Here is a 23,263-nt window from a genome sequence, read left to right on the forward strand (position 1 = left end):
GCGCCGTCAGCGTGGAGCCATCCGGATCGCGCCGTCGAGGCGGATGACGCCGCCATTCAGCAGCGGGTTCTCCACGATGGACACGGCGAGGTGGGCGTATTCGTCCGGCCTGCCGAGGCGCTTGGGGAAGGGCACCTGCTCGCCGAGCGAATTCACCACCTTCTCGCCGAGCCCGATCAGCATCGGCGTCTCGAAGAGGCCGGGCGCGATGGTCACGACGCGGATGCCGTATTGGGAGAGATCGCGCGCGAGCGGCAGGGTGAGGGACGCGACGCCCCCCTTCGAGGCGGCGTAGGCGGCCTGGCCGATCTGACCCTCGAAGGCCGCGACCGAGGCGGTGCAGATGATCACGCCGCGCTCGCCGTCCTCCGTCAGCGGGTCGGCCTCCGACATGCCGAGCGCGGAGAGAGCGCTCGCGCGGAAGGTGCCGAGGAGGTTCACGTCGATCACCTTGGCGAACATGTCGAACGGGTGCGCCGCGCCGCGCGAGACGGTCTTCGCGACGGGGGCGATGCCGGCGCAATTGACGAGGATGCGCTCCTGGCCGTGCGCGGCGCGGGCGGCCTCGAACCCGGCTTTGAGGCTCTCCTCGCTGGTGACGTCGACATGGGCGTAGATTCCGCCGATCTCGGCGGCGATGGCCTCGCCCGCGGCGTCGGACATGTCGAAGATCGCGACCTTGGCGCCGGCCGCGGCGAGGCGGCGCGCAGTCGCGGCACCGAGCCCGGAGGCGCCCCCGGTCACCACCGCGACGGACGATTGGCTGATGTTCATGGGTCCCGCCCTCCTCGTGCGTGTCGCATGGATGTGACGGAGAACGGCAGCGCTGTCGAGATTTTCGGAAGGGCCGGGCGGGCCGGTCAGGCGGGGGTGACGATGCCCTTCACGCTCTCGCGGATGCGCTCGCCGCCGCGCAGGCTAATCGTCTGCCCCTCGCGCGCGACCTCGGCGGTCGGCATCTGGCGGACGAGATCGGCGCCGAGCGCGTCGAGCGCGTCGTCGGTCCGGTCGGGATCGTGGTGGAAGATGACGGGCGTCGTGACGCCGGAGCGGGCGGCGAGGGCGAGCGCCTGGGTCGGCGTCGAGTGGCCCCAGCCGACGAAGCGGGGATATTCGGTGTCGAGATACATCGCGTCGTAGATCATCACGTCCGCGCCGGTGACGAACTCGGCGACGGCGGCGTCCATCTTCGGATTGCCGTGCTCGTGGTCGGTGATGATGGCGATGGAGGAGCCGCGCCAGTCGATGCGATAGCCGCAGCAATTGCCGGGATGGTTGAGGCGCGTGGAGGCGACGGTGAGGCCGGAGCCGAGGGTGATGGGGTTGCCGCCCTTGAAGCGGCGGAAGCGGGTGTTGTTGAGCGCGGAGGTCGCGACCGGGAAGATCGGCGGGCTCATCAGCCGCTCGACGATCTCTTCCAGCGTGCCGCCGGGCGGGATGTGCCCGCCCCAGAGATTGACCTCCACCGCCGGATCATAGGCGAGGCAGAAGAAGGGGAGGCCACAGATGTGGTCCATGTGGGTGTGGGTGAAGATGACGTCGATCTGCTCGAGTCCCCGGCGCGCCAGCGCCCGCCCGCACGCCCTGACGCCCGACCCGCAATCGATGACCAGCGTGTGGGGCCCGGCGCGCACCTCGAAGCACGCCGTCTCGCCGCCATAGCGCACCGTGTTGCGGCCCGGCGCAGGGATCGACCCGCGCACCCCCCACAGGGTGAGGGAAAGCGTGTCGTCGTCGTGCTCAACCATCGGCGAGAGCGGCTCGCAATTTGCCGAACTCGCGCGTCGTCCGCTCGAGGCGGTGGGCGAGGGCTCGCATCACCTCGACCGCCATGTCCGGGAAGTTCGTGAGGAGCTTGAAGAAGTGTTCTTTCGAGACCGAGAGGGCCATCAGCTCGGAGGTGGCCCGCACGGTCGCGGTGCGCGGCACGTCGATGAGGATCGCGATCTCGCCGACGAAGTCGTTCTCGCCGACGGTCGCGACGAGCTGCTCGCCCTGTGCGCTCGAGATCAGAACGTCGGCGCTGCCGGACAGGATGATGTAGGCCGTGTCGCCGAAATCCCCTTCGACGACGATGTTCTCGCCCGCTTCGAAGCGCACGCGCTCCGACATGAAGGCGAGCAGTCTCAGCTTCTGGTCGTCGACGCCGCGGAAGAGGGGAACCTTGCGCAGCGCGGCGGCGTCGCTGTCGAGGCTCATGACGCCTCCTTTTCAAGTTCGACGGACGCCCCGTCTATGGCGATCTGTTGCACGCTATCCCATCCTCCGGTCGCGACCAACCGACCATCACGCATCACTGCAACGGTTTCGAGAAGCTTCGCGACCTGGGGATCGGCCGTTCCGACGATGAGGGTGTGGCCGTTGCCGGCCTCCACGATGCGCGACATCAGCGCACGATCGCCGTCGGCGACGGAATCGAAGATCAGAATGTCCGGACGCTTCACCAGCGCGCGGACGAGGCCGATGCGGCGGCGCTGCGAGGCGGAGAGGCGCCCGCCGGCGACGCCGACCTCGAAATTGAGGCCCGCGCGGGCGATCGCCTCGCGCAGTCCGAGCTCGTTCACCGTGTCGCGCAGGAAGGCGTCGATCCGGTCGGACGCGCCGCGGCGGTCGACGCGCGGCTTGCCGAAGAGGATGTTCTCCTCGATCGACAGGGGCGCGATGTAAGTGTCCTCGGCGAAGAGGGCGTAGCCCTCATTGTCCTTCAGCGCGGCGTGGACCGGACCGCGCGCGGCGATGAGCTGCTTCTCCTGCTCGGGCGTCAGCGTCACGATGCGGTGGCGGCCCGGCACGAGGCGGAAGGCGAGGCCGATGAAGGCGGCGACGTCCTCGTTCGAGAGGGGCTTCTGCGCGCTCTGGCGATGGCGACGCAGGCGCTGCTCGAAGAGGGGGAGCTCGTCGGTCGTGATGAAGGAGTGGTCGCCGATCAGCGAGGCGTCCGCGCCCGTGTCGGAGAAGAGCTCGATCATGGTGGCCGCGACCGTCGCGCCCATCTCGACGAGCATGTCGGCGATGCCCGCCTCGCGCAGCGCCTTCAGGACGACCGGGTCGGCCGCCGCGTCCCACACCTTCTTGGTCGGGTCGCTCGGCACGGCGAAGAGCGTGTTCTCGCCGATGGTCGCCGAATTGTTGAACTCGCCCGAGGCCCACAATTCCACGAGGCCGGCCCAGTTCTTGTCTTCCGCGCCGCGGCGCGCGACCTCGGTGCGGGCGGCGATGATCTTGTCGATGAAGGCCGGCTGCAGGTCGCTGTCGAGGTGGGCGGCGAGGCCGAGCTTGTAGAGGTCGCCCTCGAGCCCGACGAGCTGGAAGAGGTGGAGGAGGCGATCGTCGAGCTTTGCGGGATCCTCGACGCCGGCGCGCTCATAGTCCTCCCACGGGTCGGACACGTCGAGCAGGGAGTTGCCGGTGAGGCTCGCCTCGGCCTTGCGGATCTTCGCCATGTCGTCGTCCGCCGCGTCCTCCTCGGTCGGGCAGGGCTTCGTCTTCAGCGCGTAGACCACGTTGCCGCGGATCGTGTCGTTGAAGATGAAGGGGTCGCTGCCGACGAAGGAGAGATGGCGCGAGATGACCGTGTGGGGCAGTTCCTCATAGCGCTGGCCGCCGAAGGTCGCGCGCCCGGCCGTCACCTGGAGGAGGCCCGCCGCGGCGAGGAGAAGCTCGGTCCGGCCCGACCCGTCGCGCCCGTATACGGCGATATGGTCGCCGTGCTTGGCGTTCAGCGTGACGTCGGAGAGGGCGAAGCCGCTGCCGCCGGAGCTGACGCTGATGCCGGAGAGCTTGATCTCGGTGTCCGGTAGCGTGATCGAGTCGGCATCCTCGGGGTGCAGCTTCTCGTGCGCGATGGCGTCTTCCACATCAAAATTCTCCACCACCGTCTGGTACTTCACCGTCACGTTCGCGAGGTTCTGGTACCAGTTCAGGAGCTCCTTCCACGGGTTCGCGAGGTCCTTATAGGCCGCGAGCACGGCGACGAGCGCGCCGAAGCTCATGTCGCCGCGAATGACGAGGACGCCGCCGACCGAATAGAAGAAGAAGGGCGGGAGCTGGTTGAGGAAGTTGTTGAGGAACTTGATCATGAACTTCCGGCGGAAGATCGCCAGGCGGAGCCGGTAGTTCACGAACAGGCGGTCGGACAGGTCCGCCAGGTGGTAGCGCGCGGTGTCGTTGGCGTGGATGTCGGGCGCGGCGCTCACCGTTTCGGCGATGCGTTCCGAGATCGCGCGGATGTTCTTGATGCGCTCGCGGGTGAGCAGGATCACCCGGCGCTGCAGCTTCGGAATGACGTAGGCCTGGAGCGGGTAGAGCGAGATCGCGGCCGCCCCGAGGAACGGGTCCTGTGCAAAGATGAAAACGATGTAGACGAGCAGCGTGCCGCCCTGGAAGGCCGGTGTCGCGATCGCCTCGCCGATGAAGACGCCGACGTCTTCCACCTCGGCGGTGATCATCGGGATAATCTCGCCGCCCGAGACCTTGCGGAAGCGAGAGAGCGGGAACCGCAAAACGTAATTGTAGAGCATGTAGCGAAGACGCCGCAGCATTCTTTCGCCGGACACACCCTTGTAGATGTTGAGGAAATACTTGACGACGTTGTTGAGGACGACGAGCCCCAAGAATACGAAACAGAGCCCTATCAGATAGGGAATCTGCGCCATCTCGAAGCCGAAGAAGTTTTTCGGAAAGTCCTTCCCCGAGATCGCGTCATTTACGATCCACTTTGGAAGCTCCAAAGTCATGTACAGAATGGGGAAAGAAATGACCGTCATCGCCAGGATGACGATCTGCTGGCGCTTCGAGTAGCGCCAAATGAATCCAAATAAGCTGCGTTCCATCGGGGCGCGACGTTATCACTGCCTTGCGCCGTGGGAAAGCATTGTCGTGAGCATTGCTCAAACAATTAGAGATTGTTGCGCCGCACCGTCGTCTGTCGCATAGCTTAAATTTAGGGCGTGGCGTTCATGGGGACGTCGCGTCGGTTTCCGGATGGCCAGCCCTATGCCGACCGAGCACCCGCGGATCCTGATCTACTCGCACGACTCGTTCGGCCTCGGCCATCTGCGACGGTGTCGGGCCATCGCGCACGCCATGGTGGAGGAGATGCCGCGCCTGTCGGTCATTATCCTCTCCGGCTCGCCCATCATCGGCAGCTTCGATTTCCGCTCCCGCGTCGACTTCGTCCGCGTCCCCGGCGTCATCAAGCTGCGCAACGGGGCCTACTCCTCCCACTCCCTGCGCCTCGATATCGAGGACATGCTGAAATTGCGGGCCTCGATCATCGAGCACACCGCGGACGTGTTCGACCCCGATATTTTTCTCGTGGACAAGGAGCCGCTTGGCCTGCGAGGCGAGGTCGAGGGCACGCTGAAGATGCTGAAGGGGCGCGGCTGCCGCCTCATTCTCGGCCTGCGCGACGTGATGGACGACCCGGCCTCTCTCGCCGACGAGTGGGAGCGCAAGCACGCGGTACGGGCGCTCGAATCCATCTATGACGACATCTGGGTCTATGGCCGGCGCGAGATCCACGATCCGCTCGAGGGCATCCAGGTCTCGGAGCGGGTGCGCGAGAAGATGCTCTTCACCGGCTATCTGCGCCGCGAGATGCCGGCCGCCGACGGCGCGACCGCGCGGCCCTTCGGCGAGGAGCCCTTCATTCTCGTCACCCCCGGCGGCGGCGGCGACGGCATGGAGCTCGTCGACTGGGTGCTGCGCGCCTACGAGGCGCATGAGCGCCCGCTCTTCCCCGCCCTCGTGGTCCTCGGCCCGTTCATGCCGACCGAGGCGCAGGCCGCCTTCAAGGCGCGCGCCGACATGCTGCGCCATGTCGAGGTGATCCGCTTCACCCCCGTGATCGAGCGGCTGATGGCGGAGGCGACCGCCATCGTCGGCATGGGCGGCTACAACATCTTCTGCGAGATCCTCTCCTTCGATAAGCCGACCCTCCTCGTCCCGCGCATCGTGCCGCGGCGCGAGCAGGCGATCCGCGCCCACAAGGCGCAGGCGGCCGGCCTCGTCACCTGCCTGCCGATCGACGCCTATCCGGATGTCGACGTGATGATCGACGCGCTCGCCGCCCTTCCCGAGCAGCCCGCCCCCTCCGAGGCCGGCCACAGCGAGATCCTCTCGGGGCTCGAGGTGATCAACCAGCACACCCTGTCGGTCCTGCGCGCCTCCGCGCGCGGAAAGCCGAACCTGTCGCTCGTGCGGTGAGCCCGATGCACGCCGGCACTCTTCGCGGCCGAGGCCGCGCCCGCGCACGGACGGCCTCGCGCTGATCATGACCGAGCGCCATCGTATCGCGATCGTCGTGAAGGGCTATCCGCGCCTGTCGGAGACCTTCATCGCCCAGGAGATCCTCGGCCTTCAGCGCCTCGGGCTCGACATCCTGATCGTCTCGCTCCGCCACCCGACGGACGGGGCCATTCACGATCTCCACCGCGAGATCACGGCCCCGGTCCTCTATCTGCCGGAATATCTGAAGGACGACCCGGCCCGCGTCGCGCGCGGCCGCGCGGTGGCCGAGACGCTCCCCGGCTACGCCGAGGCCGAGGCCGCCTGCGCGGCGGACCTTGCCCGCGACCGCTCGGCGAGCCGCCGCCGCCGCTGGGGCCAGGCGGCCGTCCTCGCGGCCGAGCTGCCGGACGACGTGGCGATGATCTACGTCCACTTCCTGCACACGCCCGCCTCGGTCGCGCGCTATGCGGCGAAGCTGCGCGGGCTCCCCTTCGCCTTCTCCGCCCACGCGAAGGACATCTACACGACCCCGCAATGGGACCTTCGCGAGAAGATCGCGGACGCGGAATGGGGCGCGACCTGCACGGCCGCGAACGCCGACTTCCTCAACACGCTCGCCGACACGCCGAAGGTCTCCCTCGTCTATCACGGGCTCGACCTCTCCCGCTTCCCGCAGCCGCCGGCGCGGGACGCGAAGGGGCCGTTCCGGATCCTCTCGGTCTGCCGGGCGGTGGAGAAGAAGGGGCTCGACGACGTCATCCGCGCGCTCGCCCGCCTGCCGGACAGCCTCGACTGGCGCTTCGAGCATATCGGGGGTGGCAGCGGGGTGCGCCGCTCCGAGAAACTGGCGGAAGGCCTCGGGATTCGCGACAGGATTGACTTTCGCGGCGCGCAGGCGCGCTCTGGCGTCATCGACGCCTATCGGCGCGCCGACCTCTTCGTGCTCGCAAGCCGCATCGCGAAGAACGGAGACCGCGACGGACTGCCGAACGTCCTGATGGAGGCGATGGCGATGGGACTTCCCGTTGTGTCGACCCGTGTCTCGGCCGTACCGGAGATCGTGACGGACGACACCGGCCTGTTGGTCGAGCCGCGCGACGTGCCGGCGCTGGCGGCGGCGATCGCGACGGTCGCGGCCGACCCGGACCGCGGCGCTTCGCTCGGCGCGGCGGGCGCGGCGCGGGTGCGGGCGCATTTCTCGCCGGATCCGGGGATCGCCTTTCTCGCCGGCCGCCTTGCCGACGGGAGGCTGCGCGAGGCGGCGTAGCCATGCGGGTCGGACTCTTCACCCCGATGAAGCCGCCGGACCATCCGGTCGCGTCCGGCGACCGGACCTTCGCGCGCCTCATCGTCGCCGCGCTGGAGCGGGCGGGGCACCGCGTGATCCTGCCCTCGCGTCTCGTCACCTGGCGTGCGGAGCCCGAGGGGCTCGACGCGATCTGCGCCGAGGCGGAGGCCGAGATCGAGCGCATCGCCGCGATCTGGCGCACCGAAGGCGCGCCCGACGTGCTCCTCACCTACCACAATTATCACAAGGCCCCGGACCTCCTCGGCCCGCGCCTCGCCGCGCGCTTCGGCCGGCCCTACGCCATCGTCGAGGCGAGCCGGGCGGTGCGGCGCGCGGTCGGCCCCTGGGCGCGCCACTTCGCGCTCGCGGACGCCGCGCTGGTGGAGGCCGATCGCGTCGCGGCGGTGACGGAGCGCGACCGCGAGGGCCTCGCCCCCTTCGTGCGCCGCCGCCTCACCCTTCTGCCGCCCTTCGTCGACACCGCCCCCTTCCTCGGCCCCCGCGCGGAGCCGACCGGGACGCGCCTCGTCTCGGCCGCGATGATGCGGGGCGGGCGGAAGGCGGAGAGCCTGCGCGTGCTCGCGGCCGCGATGGGCCGGCTGCGCACCCGCGCCGCGCTCACGGTCGCGGGCGACGGGCCGGAGCGGGCGGGCCTCGAACCGCTCTTCCCGGAGGGCACCTTCGTCGGCCTCCTCGACCGCGACGCGCTCGGCCGGCTCTTTCGCGAGAGCGACCTCTTCGTGTGGCCGGCGATCGACGAGCCGTTCGGCTTCACCTTCCTGGAGGCGCAAGCGGCGGGACTCCCCGTCGTCGGCGGAGCCTCGGGTGGCGTCGCCGACATCGTGCGCGACGGGGAGACGGGCCTCCTCGTGCCGCCGGGCGACCCGGAGGCGTTCGCCGCCGCGATCGACCTGCTTCTCGCCGATCCGAAGCGGCGCGTCGCGATGGGCCACGCCGCGCGCGCCTTCGCCGCCGAGAATGACCTCGATGCCGGGGCGCGGCGGCTCGACACGCTGATCGGCGAGGCGATCCTGCACCGGGCCTCGCAGGCCCCCCTCGGAGTCCAGGCGGTGGCGCCGCTTTGACGAGGGTCGTGATCTGGGTGCAGCACCTTCTCGGCACGGGCCACACGGTCCGCGCGGGGGCCATCGCGCACGCGCTCGCGGCCGCCGGCGCCGAGGTGACGCTCGTCCTCGGCGCGCGGCCGCCGGCGACGCTCGACGTCGCGGGCCTCGACCTCGTGGAGCTGACCCCGGTCGCGGCGACCGACCCGAGCTTCCGCACCATCATCGGCGAGGACGGGACGCCCTATGCCGCGCTCCAGGCCGCGCGGCGCGCCCGCTTCGCCGAGACGATCGCGGCGAAGCGGCCCGACGCCATCCTCGTCGAGGCCTTTCCCTTCGGCCGCGGCCCGTTCGAGGGGGAGATCGTGCCGGTGCTGGAGGCGCTCGACCGGCGCGTCTTCGTCGCGAGCTCCATCCGCGATGTCCTCGTGCGCAAAAGTCCGCAGAAGGAGCGGGTGATGACGGCCCGCGCGCGCGCCCATTTCGACCGGATCTACGTCCACGCCGACCCCGCCTTCGTGCGCCTCGAAGACAGCTTCGCGGCGGCGGGGGAGGTCGCGGACCTCATCGACTATACCGGCTTCGTCCACCGCCCGGCGACCGCTCCGGCCGCGCCCGGCGGCGACGGGTCGGACGAGGTGATCGTCTCGGCGGGCGGCGGCGCGGTGGGCGGCGCGCTGGTGGAGGCGGCGCTCGGCGCGGCCGCGCTCGGCCCTTCGCGCTGGCGCATCCTCGTCTCGCCGAAGATGGGGGAGGGGCGCATCGCGGCGTGGCGCGCGGCGGCGCCGGAGAATGCCGTCGTGGAGCCGAACCGGCCGGATTTCGGCGCGCTTCTCGCCCGCTCGGCCCTCTCGGTGAGCCAGGCCGGCTACAACACCGTCCTCGACGTGCTCGCGGCCGGGACACGGGCGATCTTCGTGCCCTTCGCCGCCAACGAGGAGACCGAGCAGACCGACCGCGCCGAAGCGCTCGCCAGGCGCGGCCTCGCGCGCGTGCTCGCAGAGAACGGGCTCACCGCGCCGATGCTCGCCGAGGCCGTCGACGCGGCGCTCGCCGAGGCGCGGCCGGGGCCGCAGCCGATCGACACGAAAGGCGCGGAGACGACCGCCGCCCGCCTCCTCGCCGAGGCGGGGCGATGAGCGCGCCGCTCGCCGCTCTCACGGCCCTCTTCGACGCGGCGGCCGACGCGGGGACGCCGCGCGCCGTGTGGTGGCGCGACGACGACGCGGTGCGCGAGACAACGGCGCTCACGGCGATGGCGGCGCTCGCCGCGCGCCATGACGCGCCGCTCGCCATCGCCGCGATCCCGGCCTTCGCCGAGCCGTCCCTCTTCGCCTTCTGCGAGGCGGCGGGGCTCGCGATCCTCCAGCACGGCATCGCGCACGAGAACCATGAGCGGGCGGGGAAGTCGGCCGAGCTCGGCGGGGCGCGCGAAGTGGAGACGATCCTCTCGGCCTGCGTCGCGGCGCGAACGCGGCTCGCGGATTCGCCCGCCTTCTGGCCGGTGATGGTGCCGCCCTGGAACCGGATGCGGGCGGACCTTGAAGCTCCGCTCGCGGCGGCGGGCTATCTCGGCCTCTCGCGCTTCCGGGGCGACCTCGTCACCCGGCCGCTCCGCCGCGTCGACACCCACATCGACCCGATCGCCTGGCGGGCCGACCGGGGCCTTGCTGACGACGCGGCGCTGTGCGGAATGGTGGCGACGGCGCGGAGCCAGACCGGACCGATCGGCTTGCTGACGCATCATCTGGTACATACGGATGAGGTCGACGCCTTCGTGGCGGCCTTCGTCGCCCTGGTGTCGAGCCATCCGGGTGCGGTCTGGGCCGGCGCGCGGGACCTCTGGCCGGACGCTGCGGCGCCCTGAGCCCATTCTGGAGCGCGCGATGAGTGCACCGTCCCCCTTCACGCCCATCGAGGAGATCGGCGACCTCTCCGGCGCGCTCTTCGGCCTCGATTACGGCACGCGCACCATCGGCATCGCGGTGTCGGACGAGGGTTGGCGCATCGCTTCGCCGCTGGAGACGATCCGGCGCACGAAGTTCAAGCCGGACGCCGAGGCGCTTCTCGCGCTCGCCGACCGGTACAATGTCGTCGCCTTCGTCGTCGGGCTGCCCATCAACATGGACGGGACGGCCGGGCCGCGGGTGCAGTCCACCCGCGATTTCGCCCGCAACATGACGAAGCTCACCGACCGCCCCTTCATCTCCTGGGACGAGCGATGGTCGACGGTGGCGGCGGAACGCTCGCTCCTCGAGACCGACACCTCCCGCGCCAAGCGGCGCGAGCAGATCGACCGGGTGGCCGCGGCCGTCATCCTCCAGGGCGCGCTCGACCGGCTGCGCGTCCTCGACTATCCGCGCCGCTGACCGGCCGGGTCAGGCGGCGAAGTTCGACGGGAACATCGACCGCTTCGTCTCGTCGTCGACCTCGCTCTTGAAGGCGTAGCGCTCCGGCAGCGAGACGGCGCGGCCGACGGCCGGGCGCGCGTTGATGCGCTCGAACCATTCGGCAAGGTTCGGATAGGCGCCGAGCCCGCCCTCGCCGAGGACGCGCTGGTGCATCCGGATCCAGCCCCACCCGGCGATGTCCGCGATCGTGTAGTCGAGCCCGACGATGAAGGTCCGCCCGGCGAGATGCTGGTCGAGCACGCGATAGTGGCGGTGCGCCTCGAACTTGTAGCGCCGCTTGGCGTAGTCGCCGCCCTCGGACGCTCCGGCGGTCTGGAAATGGACCCACTGGCCGGAGAACGGGCCGAGGCCGGAGGCGATCCAGAAGAGCCACGAGAGAAGCTCGCCCCGGTCGGCCGGATCGCCGAGGAACGCGCTGTGCTTCTCGGCGAGATAGAGGAGGATCGCGTTGGAATCGAAAACGCGCACGCCGTTATCCTCGATCGCCGGGGTCTTCCCGTTCGGGTTCACCTTCAGGAAGGCCGGCGCGTGCTGCTCGCCCTTGTAGGTGTCGACGGGGATGACCTCGTAGGCGACGCCAAGCTCCTCGAGGAGGAGGGCGACCTTCATCGGGTTCGGGGTGCGGTGGAAATAGAAACGAAGCATCTTCGGCTCCTCTGGATTCGGCCGGACTCCTATAGTCCGCCGCGCCGGGAGCCGAAAGGCGCTATAGCACATTTTTGATCGGCGGCGGCGCGTTCGTGAACCGCCGCCGCGTTTTTCGGGGCCGCCCGATCAGGCGAACGGGCGCCCTTCGACCGGGTATTGCGGGTCGACATAATGCGGGATCGCGTGCGCGCCGGCGGGGACGACGGCCTCCACCGCGGCCTCATCCTCGGCCGTCCACACGACGTCGACGGCTTCGAGATAGGCCTCGAGCTGCTCAAGCGTGCGCGGGCCCGCGATCGCGCCGGTCACCATCGGGTTCGCGAGCACGAAGGCGATCGCGAAGGCGCTGGGGTTCACGCCGCGCGCCTTGGCGTGGGCGACGATCTTCTCGGCCGCCGCGAGGGATTCGGGCTGGAAGTCGGTCTCGAGGATGCGCTTGTCGGAGACGGCGGCGCGGCTGTCGGCCGGGACGGAGCTGCCGCTATATTTGCCGGACAGCACGCCGCGCGCGAGCGGGCTGTAGGGGAAGACGGCGATGTCGTAGGCGGCGCAGGCCGGCAGCAGCTCGACCTCGATCGTCCGGTTCAGCGCGTGATAATAAGGCTGGCAGACGACGGGGCGGGTGATGTTCGCCTGGTCGCAATAGCGCACGATCTCCGCGACGCGCCACGCCTTGTGGTTCGAGACGCCGATATAGCGGATGAGGCCGCCGCGCACGAGATCCTCGAGCGCGCGCACCGTCTCCTCCAGCGGGGTCAGCGGGTCTTCCTTGTGGAGATAGAGGACGTCGATCCGGTCGGTCCCGAGCCGCTTCAGCGAGCGCGGCACCTCCGTCATCAGCCAGGCGCGCGACAGGCCGCGATGGTTCGGGTTGTTGCCGAACGGGTTCGACGCCTTGGTGGCGAGGACGATCTCGTCCCGCTCGGACGCCACGAGGCGGCCGACGATCTCCTCGGACTTGCCGCTGTTGTAGGTGTCGGCGGTGTCGATGAAGTTGATCCCGGCTTCGCGGGCGCGGGCATAGATGATGGCGGCGTCGCGTTCGTCCGTTCGGGCGCCGAACGTCATGGTGCCGAGGCAGAGGGGCGAGACGAGGAGGCCGCTGCGGCCGAGGCGGAGCGAGGGGGTCATTTGCGGATCTCTCTTGGACCTTTGGGCGGGGAGGGTTGTCGCCAACTTTGGCGACAATAAAGCCGATCCCGCGCGACCGAAACCCGGCGCGACGCAAAAGCGTGCCGGGCCACGGATTTCCGCGCCGCACGCCGCCGGTGGGTCAGAGAAGGCCGATGCCGCGCAGCCTTTCCTTCGCCGAGGCGCATGCCGCCTCGTGGAGCGGCCCGAGCACCGGATCGGCCATCAGCGTGGCGAGAATCGCCGCCCGCGCCGGGGCCATTCGCAGAATCGAGCGGTCCTCCACGTCATTTGTATTGAATTCGTTATATTTCTCGCGCGAGTATCGCGGGTCTTCGAAGATATTGTTCGGCACGGGCCTGAATACGTTCCCGCGAAAGGCTTTTAGCAAGAATGTTTCCCAGGTCCGCACGAAATGGTGGTTGATTTGGACAATCTCCCAGGAAGCCGCCACCAATTTAAGCCGTCCTCTATAGGGTTTCATCTCATCGTCGTGCCTGACGGGCGTGCCGTGCGGATAGAACATCGCTGCAGGCGTGGCCTTGTCGGGCGCGGTTTCGGGAAGGTCGCGCGGGCGGTGCGGGCCGAAGAGCGGCCACCGCTGATGGTCGCGCACGAGCGATTTGCACTGGTTCTGGTTGGTGGCGGGCAGCGCGGCGCGGGTCTGCACGTCGCTGATCGGCGCGTCGATCCAGCCCGTGAGGCCGGAATCGCCGAACATGCGCCAGCAGATCGGAACGAGGTCCGCCTCCTGCGGCAGCGCGGCGACGAGGTCGGCGACGCCGCCAGCGCCGACCTTGATGTTGAGGAACTCGTCCGCGTCGAGCGTGATCACCCAGTCGGCGTTGGCGACGGTGGGGTAGCGCCGGGCGCGCGCATAGGCCGCCGTCTGGATGTTGAAGCCGATCGACTTGTAGGGCGGGAAATTGTCGAAATGGGTGAGGTGGCCGAGGGCGGCCAGCCGGTCGAGCATCGCGTCGGTCCCGTCGCTGCAATCATTGGATGCAACGACGATCCCGTCGAAGCCGAGCGCGAGGTGATGGGCGATCCACTCGAGAAGGTAGGGCCCCTCGTCCTTCACGGTCGCGATCATCGCGACGCTTCCCGCTGCCATCGTCCCGCCTCGCTGCCTTCCCCGTCCGCCCGCCGGCACAGGAAGGGGCTGCCTGCCCCGTCCGCTCGCCGGTGTGGAACGGGAGCACGCTTCGCTCGGATTTGCAATTCAAAGTTGTTGGTGTCAAGTAGGTTGGACATCCGACCGGCCCCGACGGCCGGGCGGTGGAGGTAGGAATGGCGAACGGACTACGCGTCGCGGTGCTGCCCGGGGACGGAATCGGCCGGGAGGTGACGCCGGCCGCCCTCGCGGTGGTCGACGCCGCGGCGCGCAAGGCCGGCGCGCCGCACCTCGACTATGTGATGCTGCGGGCGGGCGCGCAGGCCTTTCTCGACACCGGCACAGCACTGTCGGACGAGGCGAAAACCACGTGTGAGGCGGCGGACGCGATCTTCCTCGGCGCGATGGGCCTGCCCTCAGTGCGCAACCATGACGGGACGGAGATCACCCCGCAGCTTGACCTGAGGACGATGTTCCGCCTCTTCGCCGGGGTGCGGCCCGCGCGCGCGATTCCCAATGTGCCGAGCCCGCTCGCAGACCCTCGTGCGCGCGAAATCGATTTCGTGATCGTGCGCGAATCGACCGAGGGCCTCTTCGCCGCGCGCGGACGCGGCACCGTCGAGCACGACGAGGTCGCGCGCGACACGCAGGTGATCACGCGCGCCACGACCGAGCGCGTCAGCCGCTTCGCCTTCGAGGAGGCGATGCGGCGCGCCGCCATCCTCGGCCGCTCGGCGAGCGTCGCCCTCGTCGACAAGGCGAACGTGCTCGTCTCCTTCGCCTTTATGCGGCGCGTCTTCGACGAGGTGTCGATGCGCTATCCCGCGATCGGGACGAGCCGGCTCTATGTCGACGCGACGGCGCTCTTCCTTCTCCAGCGCCCGTGGAGCTTCGACGTGATCCTCACCGAGAACATGTTCGGTGACATCCTGTCCGACCTCGCGGCCGGGCTCGTCGGCGGGATGGGCTTCGCGCCGTCGGCCGATATCGGGGACGACCACGCCCTCTTCCAGCCCGCCCACGGCTCCGCGCCCGACATCATGGGGACGGGCCGGGCGAACCCTACGGCGGCGATCCTGTCGGGCGCGATGATGCTCGACTGGCTCGGCCTGCGCCATGGGTCGGAGGAACTCGTGGAGGCCTCGGAGCGGATCGTGGCGGCGGTCGACCGGGCCTTCGCGTCCGGCGCGCTGCGCACCTGCGAGCATGGCGGCACGGCGGGCCTGCGCGAAGTCACGCAGCGCGTGATGGCCGAACTCGACACGCGCGGCTGATGGCGCGGGTCAGGCCGGAGGCGGGGCGAGGCGGACGGTCCCGTCCGGGTCCCACTCGGCACGCCCGGCAAGCTCCAATTCGACGATCGCGCCCGTCACCTCGCCGACCCCGATGCCGCTCGCTCGGGCGATCGTGTCGACGGTCACCGGCGCGATGGAGAGGAGCTCGGCAACGCGCGCCGTCACCGATTCGGCCGGCGTCTCGGCGATGATGGGGGGCGGGACGTCCGGCTCGCGCAGCCCCGGCGCGGGCGTGGGCGCGGGGCGGAGCGCGTCGAGCACGTCCTCCGCCTCCACCACCATGCCCGCCCCGTCGCGCAGGAGCTTCAGGCAGCCGGCGGCGCGCGGATCGAGCGGGGAGCCCGGCACCGCGTAGAGGTCTCGATTCTCGTCGAGCGCGTAGCGGGCGGTGTGGAGCGCGCCCGAATGCGCGCCGGCCTCGACCACCACGACCGCCTCCGCGAGCCCCGCGATCAGCCGGTTGCGGCGCGGGAAGTCGCGCGCGAAGGGCGCCCAGCCGAGCGGCATCTCTGAGATGAGCGCACCCTCGCCCGACGCCACGATCTCGTCGGCAAGGGCGATGTTCGCCTCCGGCGTCGGCCGGTCCACGCCGCCGGCGAGCGCGGCGACGGTGCCAAGGGGAAGGGACGCGCGGTGGGCGGCCGTGTCGATGCCCGCGGCAAGGCCCGAGACCACCACATGCCCCGCCTCGGCGAAGGCGACGGCGAGGCGGTGGGCCATGGTGAGGCCAGCGCCGGAGGCCTTGCGCGCGCCGACGATCGCGATCGGGCGGCGGGTGAGGGCGGCTGGGTCGCCGCGCACCATCAGCACCGGCGGTGGCGCGTGGATCGCCGCGAGGGCGGCCGGATAGAGCGGATCGCCGAGGAAAAGATGGCGCGCCCTGATGCGGGCGGCGGCCGTCAGCTCGCGCTCGACCATGCCCGGCTCGGCAAGGCGGATCGGCCGCTTGAGGCCGCCGGCCTCGGCAAGGCCGGGCAGCGCGTCGAGCGCCGCGGCGGCCGTGCCATAGCGCGCGAGGAGGGCGTGGAAGGTCGCCGCGCCGACATGCTCGGACCGGATGAGGCGCAGCCAGTCGGACGCGTCCTCCTCCGTCCGCGGCGTCATTTGGGCTGGCCGATCCGGGTCTCCTCGCCCGCGACGAGGCGGCGAATGTTCGCCCGGTGCTTGAACCAGAGGAAGGCGGTGAGGAGGGCGAACACCTCCGCGTAGAGATATTCGTCGAAGGCGACGAGCACGAACGGCGTCGCGAGCGTCGCGAGGAGGGCGGCGAGGGAGGAGTAGCGCATCAGGTAGGCGACGCCGATCCAGATCACCGCGAAGCTGAGCCCGGCCGGCCAGAAGGCGGCGAAGAGGCAGCCCACATAGGTCGCGACGCCCTTGCCGCCGCGGAACTTCAGCCAGACCGGAAAGAGATGGCCGAGGAAGGCGCCGACCGCCGCAACCGCGACCCCGTCATCCCCCAGCGTGTAGGCGCCGACGATGACCGGGACGACGCCCTTGACGGCGTCAAACAACAGTGTCAGCGCAGCAAGATCTTTTCGCCCCGTCCGCAAGACGTTGGTGGCGCCAATATTGCCCGATCCAATCTTCCGGACGTCACCGAGGCCTGCAAAGCGAGTGAAAATTAAGCCAAAGGGAATTGAACCGCAAAAGTAAGCAAAAACGAAAAGAATTACCAATTGCGGCCACGTGGCGGCCCAGCCGGCGGGATCTGGCATCGGAGGCCCCGGTTGTGTTGCCTGTTCGCCGCGATACGTGGCCGAATATTAGTCCTGGCGCAAGACGATCGTTGCTGCGGGACCGTCCAACGGGGTACACATTAAGGAACGGGTAAGGAATTGCGGATCCGGTCGAGGGATGGCGCGGTGCATAAGACGATGGACGAGACGCTGAGGCGCCGAGCCGGTCTGCGTCGCGGGGACGAGGCGGACGCAGGCGCCGCGCGGATGCCCGACTATGCCGGTGTGAACGCCTACGCGTCGGACCCGGTTCTCGGCGCTTGCCTCGACCCCACGCTCGACGAGGCGATGGAGGAGGACCTGCGCTCCCTCGGCGCCTATTGGGGCTCGTCCGAGGCGCAGGAGGTCGCCCGCATCGCGACCGCGCACGGCCCGACCCTGCGCCCCTATGATTTCGACGGGCGGCGCATCGACCAGGTCGAGATCCACCCCGCCTATCACGCGCTGATGAACCGGAGCGTCCTGTCCGGCCTCCTCTCGGCGACGTGGGAGGAGGGCGAGGATCGCCGCCAGCATCGCCTGCGCGCCGCAACGCTCTTCCTCACCGCCCAGTGCGAGCGGGGCCACCTCGTCCCGGTCTGCGCGACGCACGCCTGCGTCGCCGCGCTCGCCTACGCCCCCGACCTCGAGGCCGAGCTCTTCCCCCTCATCGCCAGCCGCAAATATGACCGGCGCGCGATCCCGCTGGAGGAGAAGTCCGGCGCCACCATCACCCTCGCCCTCGGTGAGCAGGGCGCCGCGCTCGACCGCTCCACCGTCGCCATGAAGGGCGAGATCGTGACGGGCGACCGGCTGAAGGTGACGGGCGAGAAGTGGTTCGTCGCCGCGCCCACCGCCGACCTCGCGCTCGTCCTGTGCCGCACGCCCGAGGGGCCGACCGCGGCCATGGTCCCCCGCTTCGCGCCCGAGAATGTCGACGCGATCCGCGTCAACCAGCTCCAGAATGTCGGCGGCCTCGCCGCCCAGGCGGTCGCCAATGTCGCCTTCGACGGGGCGATGGCGCGCCTCATCGGCGAGCCGGGGCGCGGCCTTCAGGTCCTGCGCGACGTGCGCACCCTCACCCAGCTCGATCTCGCTGTGATGGCGGCGGGCGCGATGCGCGCGGCCGTCGCCCGCGCCGCCCACGGCGCGCGCTATCGGCAGAGCTTTGGCCGCACCCTCATCGCCCACCCGCTCCACGCCCGCGTCCTCGCCGACCTCGCGCTCGAGAGCGCGGCGCACACCGCGCTCGCGATGCGCCTCGCCGGCGCCTTCGACCAGGCCTTCGAGCGGGACGGGGACCATGCGCTCGCGCGCCTCGTCACCCCCGCCGCCCGCATCTACGCCCTGAAGTCCGCCCCGGCCTTCCTCGCCGAGGCGCGGGACAGTCTCGGCGACAACGCTTTCGCGGAAAGCCACCCGGCGGCCCGCATCGCGGGCGACCTCGCCGTGCTCGGCCAGTGGGACGGGTCGGCCAATGAGGCCGCTTTGGAGATCGCCGCCCTCGTCGAGCGTGACCCGACGGTCCTCGGCGACGCCCTGCAGGAGATCGGCGCCGATCTCGGCAACCAGAATGGCGACATCCTGGAAGACGTCGCCCGCCTCGGCGAACGGGCCGCGGGCGACGCCGCCCTCGCGCGCGTCTTCGCCGAGCAGCTCGCGATGCTCGCAGCCGCGGCCGCGATGCGCCGCAACCTCCCGCGCGTTGTGTCGGACGCCTACATCGCCTCGCGCCTGCGCGAACGGCACCGCGTCGCCTTCGGCGCGCTCGACGGCCGGTTCGACGCGGACGCGATCATCGAGTTCGTCGTCCCGGAAGGATAAGTGGGGCGGCGGCCGGGCCGCCGTTCAGTCCGCCAGCGTCTCGGCGATGCGGTTGACGAGACGCGCGCCGACATCCTCCTTCGAGAGGCGCGGCCAGTCCTCCACCCGGTCGGCGGTGATGAGGTGGACCGTGTTCTCCGCCTCGCCGAACACCCCGGCCGACACGTCGTTCGCGAGGATCCAGTCGCACCCCTTGCGCGCGAGCTTGGCGCGCGCGTGCGCGATGACGTTCTCCGTCTCCGCCGCGAAGCCGACGACGAGGCGCGGGCGCGAGGCCGACCGGCTGATCGTTGCGAGGATGTCCGGGTTTTCCGACAGGGTGAGGGCGGGCGGCCCGCTCGCGGTCTTCTTCAATTTCTGCGCCGCCGCCTCGACGTGCCAGTCGGCGACGGCGGCCGCCATCACCGCGATGTCGGCCGGGAGCGCGGCCTCCACCGCCGCCAGCATGTCGCGTGCGCTCTCGACGGCCCGGAGCGTCACGCCCGGCGGGGTCGGGATCGTCACCGGGCCGCTCACGAGCGTCACCCGCGCCCCCGCCCGCGCGGCCGCCGCGGCGATCGCGTGGCCCTGCTTTCCGGAGGAGCGGTTCGCGATGTAGCGCACCGGGTCGATCGCCTCGTGCGTCGGTCCAGACGTCACCACCACGTGCCGCCCTTCGAGCCGGCGGTCGGGCGCGAGAATGTCCTCGATCGCGGCGAGGATCGCGGCGGGCTCGGCGAGGCGGCCGATGCCGGCCTCACCGCGCTCGGCCATCTCGCCGGCCTCGGGCCCGACGAGCCGGACCCCATCCGCGACGAGCCGGGCGACGTTGCGCGCCGTCGCGGGGTGGGCCCACATGTGCGGGTTCATCGCCGGGGCGAGGAGGATCGGCGCGCCGGTCGCGAGCAGCGCCGCGGTCGCGAGATCGTCGGCGCGACCCGTCGCCATGCGCGCCATGATGTCGGCCGTCGCGGGCGCGACGACCACGATGTCGGCGGCCCGCGCGAGGCGGATGTGGCCGATCTCGCGCTCGCGGTCGAGGTCGAAGAGATCGGTGAGGACCGGGGCGTTCGAGAGCGCGCCGACCGAGAGCGGCGTCACGAAGCGCGTCGCCGCCTCGGTCAGGATCGCCGGCACCTCGTGACCCTTCTCCCGCAGCCGCCGGATCAGCTCCAGCGCCTTGTAGGCCGCGATGCCGCCGCAGATGACGAGGAGGATTCGCGCCATGTCAGTTGCGCGCGAAGGTGGTCGGCGCGGGCGCGACGATGCTGGTGCCGCCCCCGCTCGTCACCTCGAACACCGCGAGGCCCCGTTCGGAGAGCCCGCTGGAGGTGAGGCGGAAGATGCCGTCGACGCCGATGAACCCGTCCGGCGTCTGGAGCGATGCGGCGGTGAAGGCGGCGGGCCCGCGCGCCCCGACGAGGCCGTTCGCGAGCAGCGCCGCGTCGTAGACGAGCGAGGCCGTGCGCGGCGGAGCGCTCCCATATTTCGCCTGGAAGCGCTGCGAGAAGGATTCGAAGCCGCCCGGCGCCGGCCCCGGATACCAGGCGCCGACGAGGCCGGGCGCCGACAGCACCTCGCGATTGCCCCACTGGCCGCTGCCGAGAAGGCGCGTGTTGAGGCCGAGCGTGCGGAAGACCCCCGCGGCGGCCGACGGGTCGTCGCCTCCGTTCGGGACGAAGACGGCCTCGAACGCGCCGCGCTGGGCGAGCTGCTCGGCGGCGCCGCGCGCCTCGCCCGGCTGGTAGCGCTCGACCGCGACGACGGTGCCGCCCGCGCTCGCCACCGCCTCGCGGAAGGCCGCCTCCATGACGAGCCCGTAGCCGTTGTCGGGCACCAGCGCCGCGAAGGCGCGAAGGCCCCGCTCGGCCGCGAAGGCGACGATGCGCGTCGCGTCCTGGCGGGGGAGGAAGGAGAGGAGATAGACACCGCGTCCCGCGACGCTCGCGTCGGTGGAGAAGGCGATGACGGGCACGTTCGCCGCCCGTGCCGCGTCGCCCGCGCCGGAGACGGCGGGCGCGAAGACCGGGCCGAGGATGAGCTGCGCCCCCGCGGCGAGCGCCGCCTCGGCCGCACCCCGCGCGATGTCCGCGTCGCCGGCCGTGTCGTTCACCAGGATGCGGATGTTGCCCTTGTTCGATTCGGTGAGGGCGAGGGAGGCCGCGTTCTCGAACGACTGGGCGAGCCCGCTCGCGCTGCCGCCGGCCGACATCGGCAGCAGCATCGCGATCGTGACCGGCCCGTCGCCGATGACGCGCTGTTCAATTTGCAGCGGTTCCTGGGTTACGATCGCGCTCGGAGTCGGTGCGTCGGTGCCGACGCCGAAGCAGCCGGCGAGAGCGCCGGCCGCCGCGATCGTCGCGATGCGCAGCGCGGCGAATATGTTCTTTGTCTTGCCCACCGGCCGATCCTCTACCATTGATCGGCCACCTTTCAAGCAGGAGTGAACGTGCCCGAACGAACCTTTGTCGTGGAGGGGGCGCGCTTCACCGCTCCCGCGGCGGCGCCGGGCCTCCACATCGTCGCGACGCCGATCGGCAATCTCGGCGATATCACGCTGCGCGCGCTGCGCACGCTGGCGGGCGTCGACGCGGTCGCGGCCGAGGACACGCGCCACACCGGCCGCCTCCTCGCCCATTTCGAGATCGAGGCGCATCTCCTGCGCTATGACGAGCATGGCGCGGCCGCGCAGCGGCCGAAGATCCTCGCCCGGCTCGAGGCGGGCGGGTCCGTCGCCCTCGTCAGCGACGCCGGCACGCCGCTGATCTCCGACCCCGGCTACCGCCTCGTCGGCGAGGCGCGCGATGCCGGCCACGCGGTGCACGTCGTGCCGGGGCCGTCCGCCCCGGTCGCGGCCCTTTCCGTGTCGGGCCTGCCGACCGACGCCTTCCTCTTCGCTGGCTTCCTGCCGCCCAAACAAGGTGCGCGCCGCACCCGCATCGGCGAGCTCGCCGCCGTCCCCGCGACCCTCGTCTTCTTCGAGGCCCCGCATCGGCTCGGCGAAACCCTTGCCGATCTCGCCGCCGAGCTCGGCGCGCGCCATGGCGCCGTCGCGCGCGAACTGACGAAGCGCTTCGAGACGGTGGAGCGCGGCACGCTCGACGCGCTCGCCGCCCAGTTCGCGCAAGGGGAGGTGAAGGGCGAGATCGTCATCCTCGTCGGCCCGCCGGGCCGCGCGGCGGCGATGGACGAGGGCGAGGTCGACGCGCTCCTCGCGGCCGCGCTCGCCCGCCTCCCGGCAAGCGCCGCGGCCGCGGACGTCGCCAAGGCGACCGGCCTCAACCGGCGCGACCTCTATCGCCGCGCGCTGGAGCTGAAGGGCTAAAGCCCGTCATTTCCCGACGGAAACGCCGGACTTCCGTTTTGTCTGAAGAGCACGCTGGTTCATCCCGCCATGATTCCATGACGGGACGACGCGCTCCAAGCGCTCCGCTCGGGGCAGCCGGTCGATCGCGCCGCTTGCCTTCGTGCGTGGCGGGACGCATGTGTGGGCGGCAACGGGAGAAGCTCTATGGCCAAGGTCGTCGTCCAGATGGACCCCATCGGGGGCATCAACATCGCCGGCGATTCCACGTTCGCGCTGCTGCTCGAAGCGGCGCGCCGGGGACACGAACTGTTCCACACCACGCCGGAGCGGCTGTCGATGCGCAACGGGGAGGTGTTCTCCGTCGTCGAGCCGCTGCAGGTGCGCGACCAGCTCGGCAACCACGCGACGCTCGGCGAGAAGTCGACCGTCTCGTTGAAGGACATGGACGTGGTGCTCCTGCGCCAGGACCCGCCCTTCGACATGGCCTACGTCACCTCGACCCACCTCCTGGAGCAGGCCGGCTGCCTCGTCGTCAACGACCCGGCCGGGGTGCGCAATGCGCCCGAGAAGCTCTTCGTGATCGAGTTCGCCGACCTGATGCCCGACACGCTGATCACGCGCGACCGGGCGATGATCAAGGAATTCCGCAAGGAGTTCGGCACGATCGTCGTGAAGCCGCTCTACGGCAATGGCGGCGCCGCGGTCTTCAAGCTCACCGAGGACGACCCGAACGTGAACTCGCTCCTCGACTTCTTCGAGGCGACCTTCCGCGAGCCCTATGTCGTGCAGCGCTTCCTGCCGCGCGTCACCGAGGGCGACAAGCGCATCATCCTGATCGACGGCGAGTTCGCGGGCGCGGTGAACCGCGTGCCGCCCGCGGGCGAGATCCGCTCCAACATGGTGCGCGGCGGCGCGGCGAACGAGACCGAGCTCACGCCGCGCGAGCGCGAGATCTGCGAGCGCGTCGGCCCGCGCCTCAAGGAGGTCGGCCTCGTCTTCTCCGGTCTCGACGTGATCGACGGGATGCTGACCGAGATCAACGTCACCTCGCCGACGGGCATCCGCGCCGTCGAGCGCCTCGGCGGCCCGAACATCGCCGCGATGTTCTGGGACACGGTCGAAGACAAGCTCTAACCCTCGCCAAAGGCACACGCCCTCACCGCCGGCACTCTCTTCCTTCCCCCTTCCTTTGGAGAGACGAGGGTCCGACCTTCCTCCGGAGCCGACTGATTCCGCGCTCGCCCGGCAAGGTT

21 protein-coding genes are annotated in these 23,263 nt (G+C 70.4%); 10 read left to right on the plus strand and 11 right to left on the minus strand.

Annotated elements, in window-relative coordinates:
* Positions 1-6 precede the first annotated feature (6 nt).
* From DBV35_RS21975 to DBV35_RS21990, 4 genes are all read right to left on the minus strand, one after another.
* On the minus strand, positions 7-774 hold the full coding sequence (locus DBV35_RS21975; RefSeq protein WP_108662504.1) for an SDR family NAD(P)-dependent oxidoreductase: 768 nt from the start codon (positions 772-774) through the stop codon (positions 7-9).
* Between the two features lie 86 nt (positions 775-860).
* Positions 861-1,748, minus strand: coding sequence for an MBL fold metallo-hydrolase (locus DBV35_RS21980; protein WP_108662505.1), 888 nt, complete (start codon positions 1,746-1,748; stop codon positions 861-863).
* The gene (locus DBV35_RS21985; protein ID WP_108662506.1) at positions 1,741-2,199 is read right to left on the minus strand and encodes a cyclic nucleotide-binding domain-containing protein; all 459 of its coding nucleotides are present in this window, start codon (positions 2,197-2,199) and stop codon (positions 1,741-1,743) included. The genes DBV35_RS21980 and DBV35_RS21985 overlap by 8 nt, the downstream gene beginning before the upstream one ends.
* On the minus strand, positions 2,196-4,832 hold the full coding sequence (locus DBV35_RS21990) for an ABC transporter transmembrane domain-containing protein (protein WP_108662507.1): 2,637 nt from the start codon (positions 4,830-4,832) through the stop codon (positions 2,196-2,198). The genes DBV35_RS21985 and DBV35_RS21990 overlap by 4 nt, the downstream gene beginning before the upstream one ends.
* A 163-nt stretch (positions 4,833-4,995) precedes the next feature.
* Between DBV35_RS21990 and DBV35_RS21995 the strand changes: the two genes are divergently transcribed.
* The 6 genes from DBV35_RS21995 (at position 4,996) to ruvX (ending at position 10,952) form a co-directional block, all read left to right on the plus strand.
* Positions 4,996-6,207 carry a glycosyltransferase family protein gene (locus DBV35_RS21995; RefSeq protein WP_205648794.1) on the plus strand — a complete coding sequence of 404 codons (1,212 nt, stop codon included), beginning with the start codon at positions 4,996-4,998 and terminating at the stop codon, positions 6,205-6,207.
* A gap of 67 nt (positions 6,208-6,274) precedes the next feature.
* Positions 6,275-7,498, plus strand: a complete 1,224-nt coding sequence (locus DBV35_RS22000; protein ID WP_108662508.1) for a glycosyltransferase family 4 protein — start codon at positions 6,275-6,277, stop codon at positions 7,496-7,498.
* Between the two features lie 2 nt (positions 7,499-7,500).
* Positions 7,501-8,604: a glycosyltransferase family 4 protein gene (locus DBV35_RS22005; RefSeq protein ID WP_108662509.1), complete on the plus strand. Its 1,104-nt coding sequence runs from the start codon at positions 7,501-7,503 to the stop codon at positions 8,602-8,604.
* Positions 8,601-9,722, plus strand: a complete 1,122-nt coding sequence (locus DBV35_RS22010; protein ID WP_205648795.1) for a glycosyltransferase family protein — start codon at positions 8,601-8,603, stop codon at positions 9,720-9,722. Before DBV35_RS22005 ends, DBV35_RS22010 begins: the two co-directional genes overlap by 4 nt.
* On the plus strand, positions 9,719-10,450 hold the full coding sequence (locus DBV35_RS22015) for a polysaccharide deacetylase family protein (protein WP_108662511.1): 732 nt from the start codon (positions 9,719-9,721) through the stop codon (positions 10,448-10,450). The genes DBV35_RS22010 and DBV35_RS22015 overlap by 4 nt, the downstream gene beginning before the upstream one ends.
* A 19-nt stretch (positions 10,451-10,469) precedes the next feature.
* A complete protein-coding gene (gene ruvX / locus DBV35_RS22020; RefSeq protein ID WP_108662512.1) occupies positions 10,470-10,952 on the plus strand; it encodes a Holliday junction resolvase RuvX in 483 nt (160 codons plus the stop codon).
* Positions 10,953-10,961: 9 nt separating this feature from the next.
* Here ruvX and DBV35_RS22025 read toward each other — a convergent pair whose 3' ends face one another.
* The 3 genes from DBV35_RS22025 to DBV35_RS22035 form a co-directional block, all read right to left on the minus strand.
* On the minus strand, positions 10,962-11,639 hold the full coding sequence (locus tag DBV35_RS22025) for a glutathione S-transferase family protein (protein WP_108662513.1): 678 nt from the start codon (positions 11,637-11,639) through the stop codon (positions 10,962-10,964).
* A 129-nt stretch (positions 11,640-11,768) separates the two neighbouring features.
* Positions 11,769-12,773 (minus strand): aldo/keto reductase, encoded by a 1,005-nt coding sequence (locus DBV35_RS22030; RefSeq protein WP_108662514.1) that lies wholly within the window; start codon positions 12,771-12,773, stop codon positions 11,769-11,771.
* A gap of 142 nt (positions 12,774-12,915) precedes the next feature.
* Positions 12,916-13,887 (minus strand): glycosyltransferase family 2 protein, encoded by a 972-nt coding sequence (locus DBV35_RS22035; protein WP_108662515.1) that lies wholly within the window; start codon positions 13,885-13,887, stop codon positions 12,916-12,918.
* 176 nt (positions 13,888-14,063) lie between these two features.
* Here DBV35_RS22035 and DBV35_RS22040 point away from each other — a divergent pair, with 176 nt between their 5' ends.
* Positions 14,064-15,161 carry an isocitrate/isopropylmalate dehydrogenase family protein gene (locus DBV35_RS22040; RefSeq protein ID WP_108662516.1) on the plus strand — a complete coding sequence of 366 codons (1,098 nt, stop codon included), beginning with the start codon at positions 14,064-14,066 and terminating at the stop codon, positions 15,159-15,161.
* A gap of 9 nt (positions 15,162-15,170) precedes the next feature.
* Here DBV35_RS22040 and dprA read toward each other — a convergent pair whose 3' ends face one another.
* On the minus strand, positions 15,171-16,286 hold the full coding sequence (gene dprA / locus DBV35_RS22045) for a DNA-processing protein DprA (protein WP_108662517.1): 1,116 nt from the start codon (positions 16,284-16,286) through the stop codon (positions 15,171-15,173).
* On the minus strand, positions 16,283-16,900 hold the full coding sequence (plsY, locus tag DBV35_RS22050; RefSeq protein ID WP_108662518.1) for a glycerol-3-phosphate 1-O-acyltransferase PlsY: 618 nt from the start codon (positions 16,898-16,900) through the stop codon (positions 16,283-16,285). The genes dprA and plsY overlap by 4 nt, the downstream gene beginning before the upstream one ends.
* Before the next feature lie 147 nt (positions 16,901-17,047).
* Between plsY and DBV35_RS22055 the strand changes: the two genes are divergently transcribed.
* On the plus strand, positions 17,048-18,724 hold the full coding sequence (locus DBV35_RS22055; RefSeq protein WP_157961900.1) for an acyl-CoA dehydrogenase family protein: 1,677 nt from the start codon (positions 17,048-17,050) through the stop codon (positions 18,722-18,724).
* Positions 18,725-18,748: 24 nt separating this feature from the next.
* Here the strand turns inward: DBV35_RS22055 and coaBC are convergent, their stop codons facing one another.
* A complete protein-coding gene (coaBC, locus tag DBV35_RS22060; protein ID WP_108662520.1) occupies positions 18,749-19,930 on the minus strand; it encodes a bifunctional phosphopantothenoylcysteine decarboxylase/phosphopantothenate--cysteine ligase CoaBC in 1,182 nt (393 codons plus the stop codon).
* A gap of 1 nt (position 19,931) precedes the next feature.
* Positions 19,932-21,104, minus strand: a complete 1,173-nt coding sequence (locus DBV35_RS22065; RefSeq protein WP_205648796.1) for a penicillin-binding protein activator — start codon at positions 21,102-21,104, stop codon at positions 19,932-19,934.
* 48 nt (positions 21,105-21,152) lie between these two features.
* Here DBV35_RS22065 and rsmI point away from each other — a divergent pair, with 48 nt between their 5' ends.
* Together rsmI and gshB are read left to right on the plus strand one after the other, a co-directional pair.
* Entirely contained in the window at positions 21,153-22,028 is an 876-nt protein-coding gene (gene rsmI / locus DBV35_RS22070) for a 16S rRNA (cytidine(1402)-2'-O)-methyltransferase (RefSeq protein WP_245944027.1), read from the plus strand.
* Positions 22,029-22,214: 186 nt separating this feature from the next.
* Positions 22,215-23,144, plus strand: a complete 930-nt coding sequence (gshB, locus tag DBV35_RS22075) for a glutathione synthase (protein WP_108662523.1) — start codon at positions 22,215-22,217, stop codon at positions 23,142-23,144.
* Positions 23,145-23,263: the final 119 nt, after the last annotated feature.

The sequence above is a fragment of the Acuticoccus kandeliae genome, assembly GCF_003073115.1.

Excerpts from the sequence above, each read along its gene's own strand:
- DBV35_RS21975 (WP_108662504.1), bottom strand. The coding sequence starts at position 774 with ATGAACATCAGCCAATCGTCCGTCGCGGTGGTGACCGGGGGCGCCTCC.
- DBV35_RS21980 (WP_108662505.1), bottom strand. The coding sequence starts at position 1,748 with ATGGTTGAGCACGACGACGACACGCTTTCCCTCACCCTGTGGGGGGTG.
- DBV35_RS21985 (WP_108662506.1), bottom strand. The coding sequence starts at position 2,199 with ATGAGCCTCGACAGCGACGCCGCCGCGCTGCGCAAGGTTCCCCTCTTC.
- DBV35_RS21990 (WP_108662507.1), bottom strand. The coding sequence starts at position 4,832 with ATGGAACGCAGCTTATTTGGATTCATTTGGCGCTACTCGAAGCGCCAG.
- DBV35_RS21995 (WP_205648794.1), top strand. The coding sequence starts at position 4,996 with ATGCCGACCGAGCACCCGCGGATCCTGATCTACTCGCACGACTCGTTC.
- DBV35_RS22000 (WP_108662508.1), top strand. The coding sequence starts at position 6,275 with ATGACCGAGCGCCATCGTATCGCGATCGTCGTGAAGGGCTATCCGCGC.
- DBV35_RS22005 (WP_108662509.1), top strand. The coding sequence starts at position 7,501 with ATGCGGGTCGGACTCTTCACCCCGATGAAGCCGCCGGACCATCCGGTC.
- DBV35_RS22015 (WP_108662511.1), top strand. The coding sequence starts at position 9,719 with ATGAGCGCGCCGCTCGCCGCTCTCACGGCCCTCTTCGACGCGGCGGCC.
- ruvX (WP_108662512.1), top strand. The coding sequence starts at position 10,470 with ATGAGTGCACCGTCCCCCTTCACGCCCATCGAGGAGATCGGCGACCTC.
- DBV35_RS22025 (WP_108662513.1), bottom strand. The coding sequence starts at position 11,639 with ATGCTTCGTTTCTATTTCCACCGCACCCCGAACCCGATGAAGGTCGCC.
- DBV35_RS22030 (WP_108662514.1), bottom strand. The coding sequence starts at position 12,773 with ATGACCCCCTCGCTCCGCCTCGGCCGCAGCGGCCTCCTCGTCTCGCCC.
- DBV35_RS22035 (WP_108662515.1), bottom strand. The coding sequence starts at position 13,887 with ATGGCAGCGGGAAGCGTCGCGATGATCGCGACCGTGAAGGACGAGGGG.
- DBV35_RS22040 (WP_108662516.1), top strand. The coding sequence starts at position 14,064 with ATGGCGAACGGACTACGCGTCGCGGTGCTGCCCGGGGACGGAATCGGC.
- dprA (WP_108662517.1), bottom strand. The coding sequence starts at position 16,286 with ATGACGCCGCGGACGGAGGAGGACGCGTCCGACTGGCTGCGCCTCATC.
- plsY (WP_108662518.1), bottom strand. The coding sequence starts at position 16,900 with ATGCCAGATCCCGCCGGCTGGGCCGCCACGTGGCCGCAATTGGTAATT.
- coaBC (WP_108662520.1), bottom strand. The coding sequence starts at position 19,930 with ATGGCGCGAATCCTCCTCGTCATCTGCGGCGGCATCGCGGCCTACAAG.
- gshB (WP_108662523.1), top strand. The coding sequence starts at position 22,215 with ATGGCCAAGGTCGTCGTCCAGATGGACCCCATCGGGGGCATCAACATC.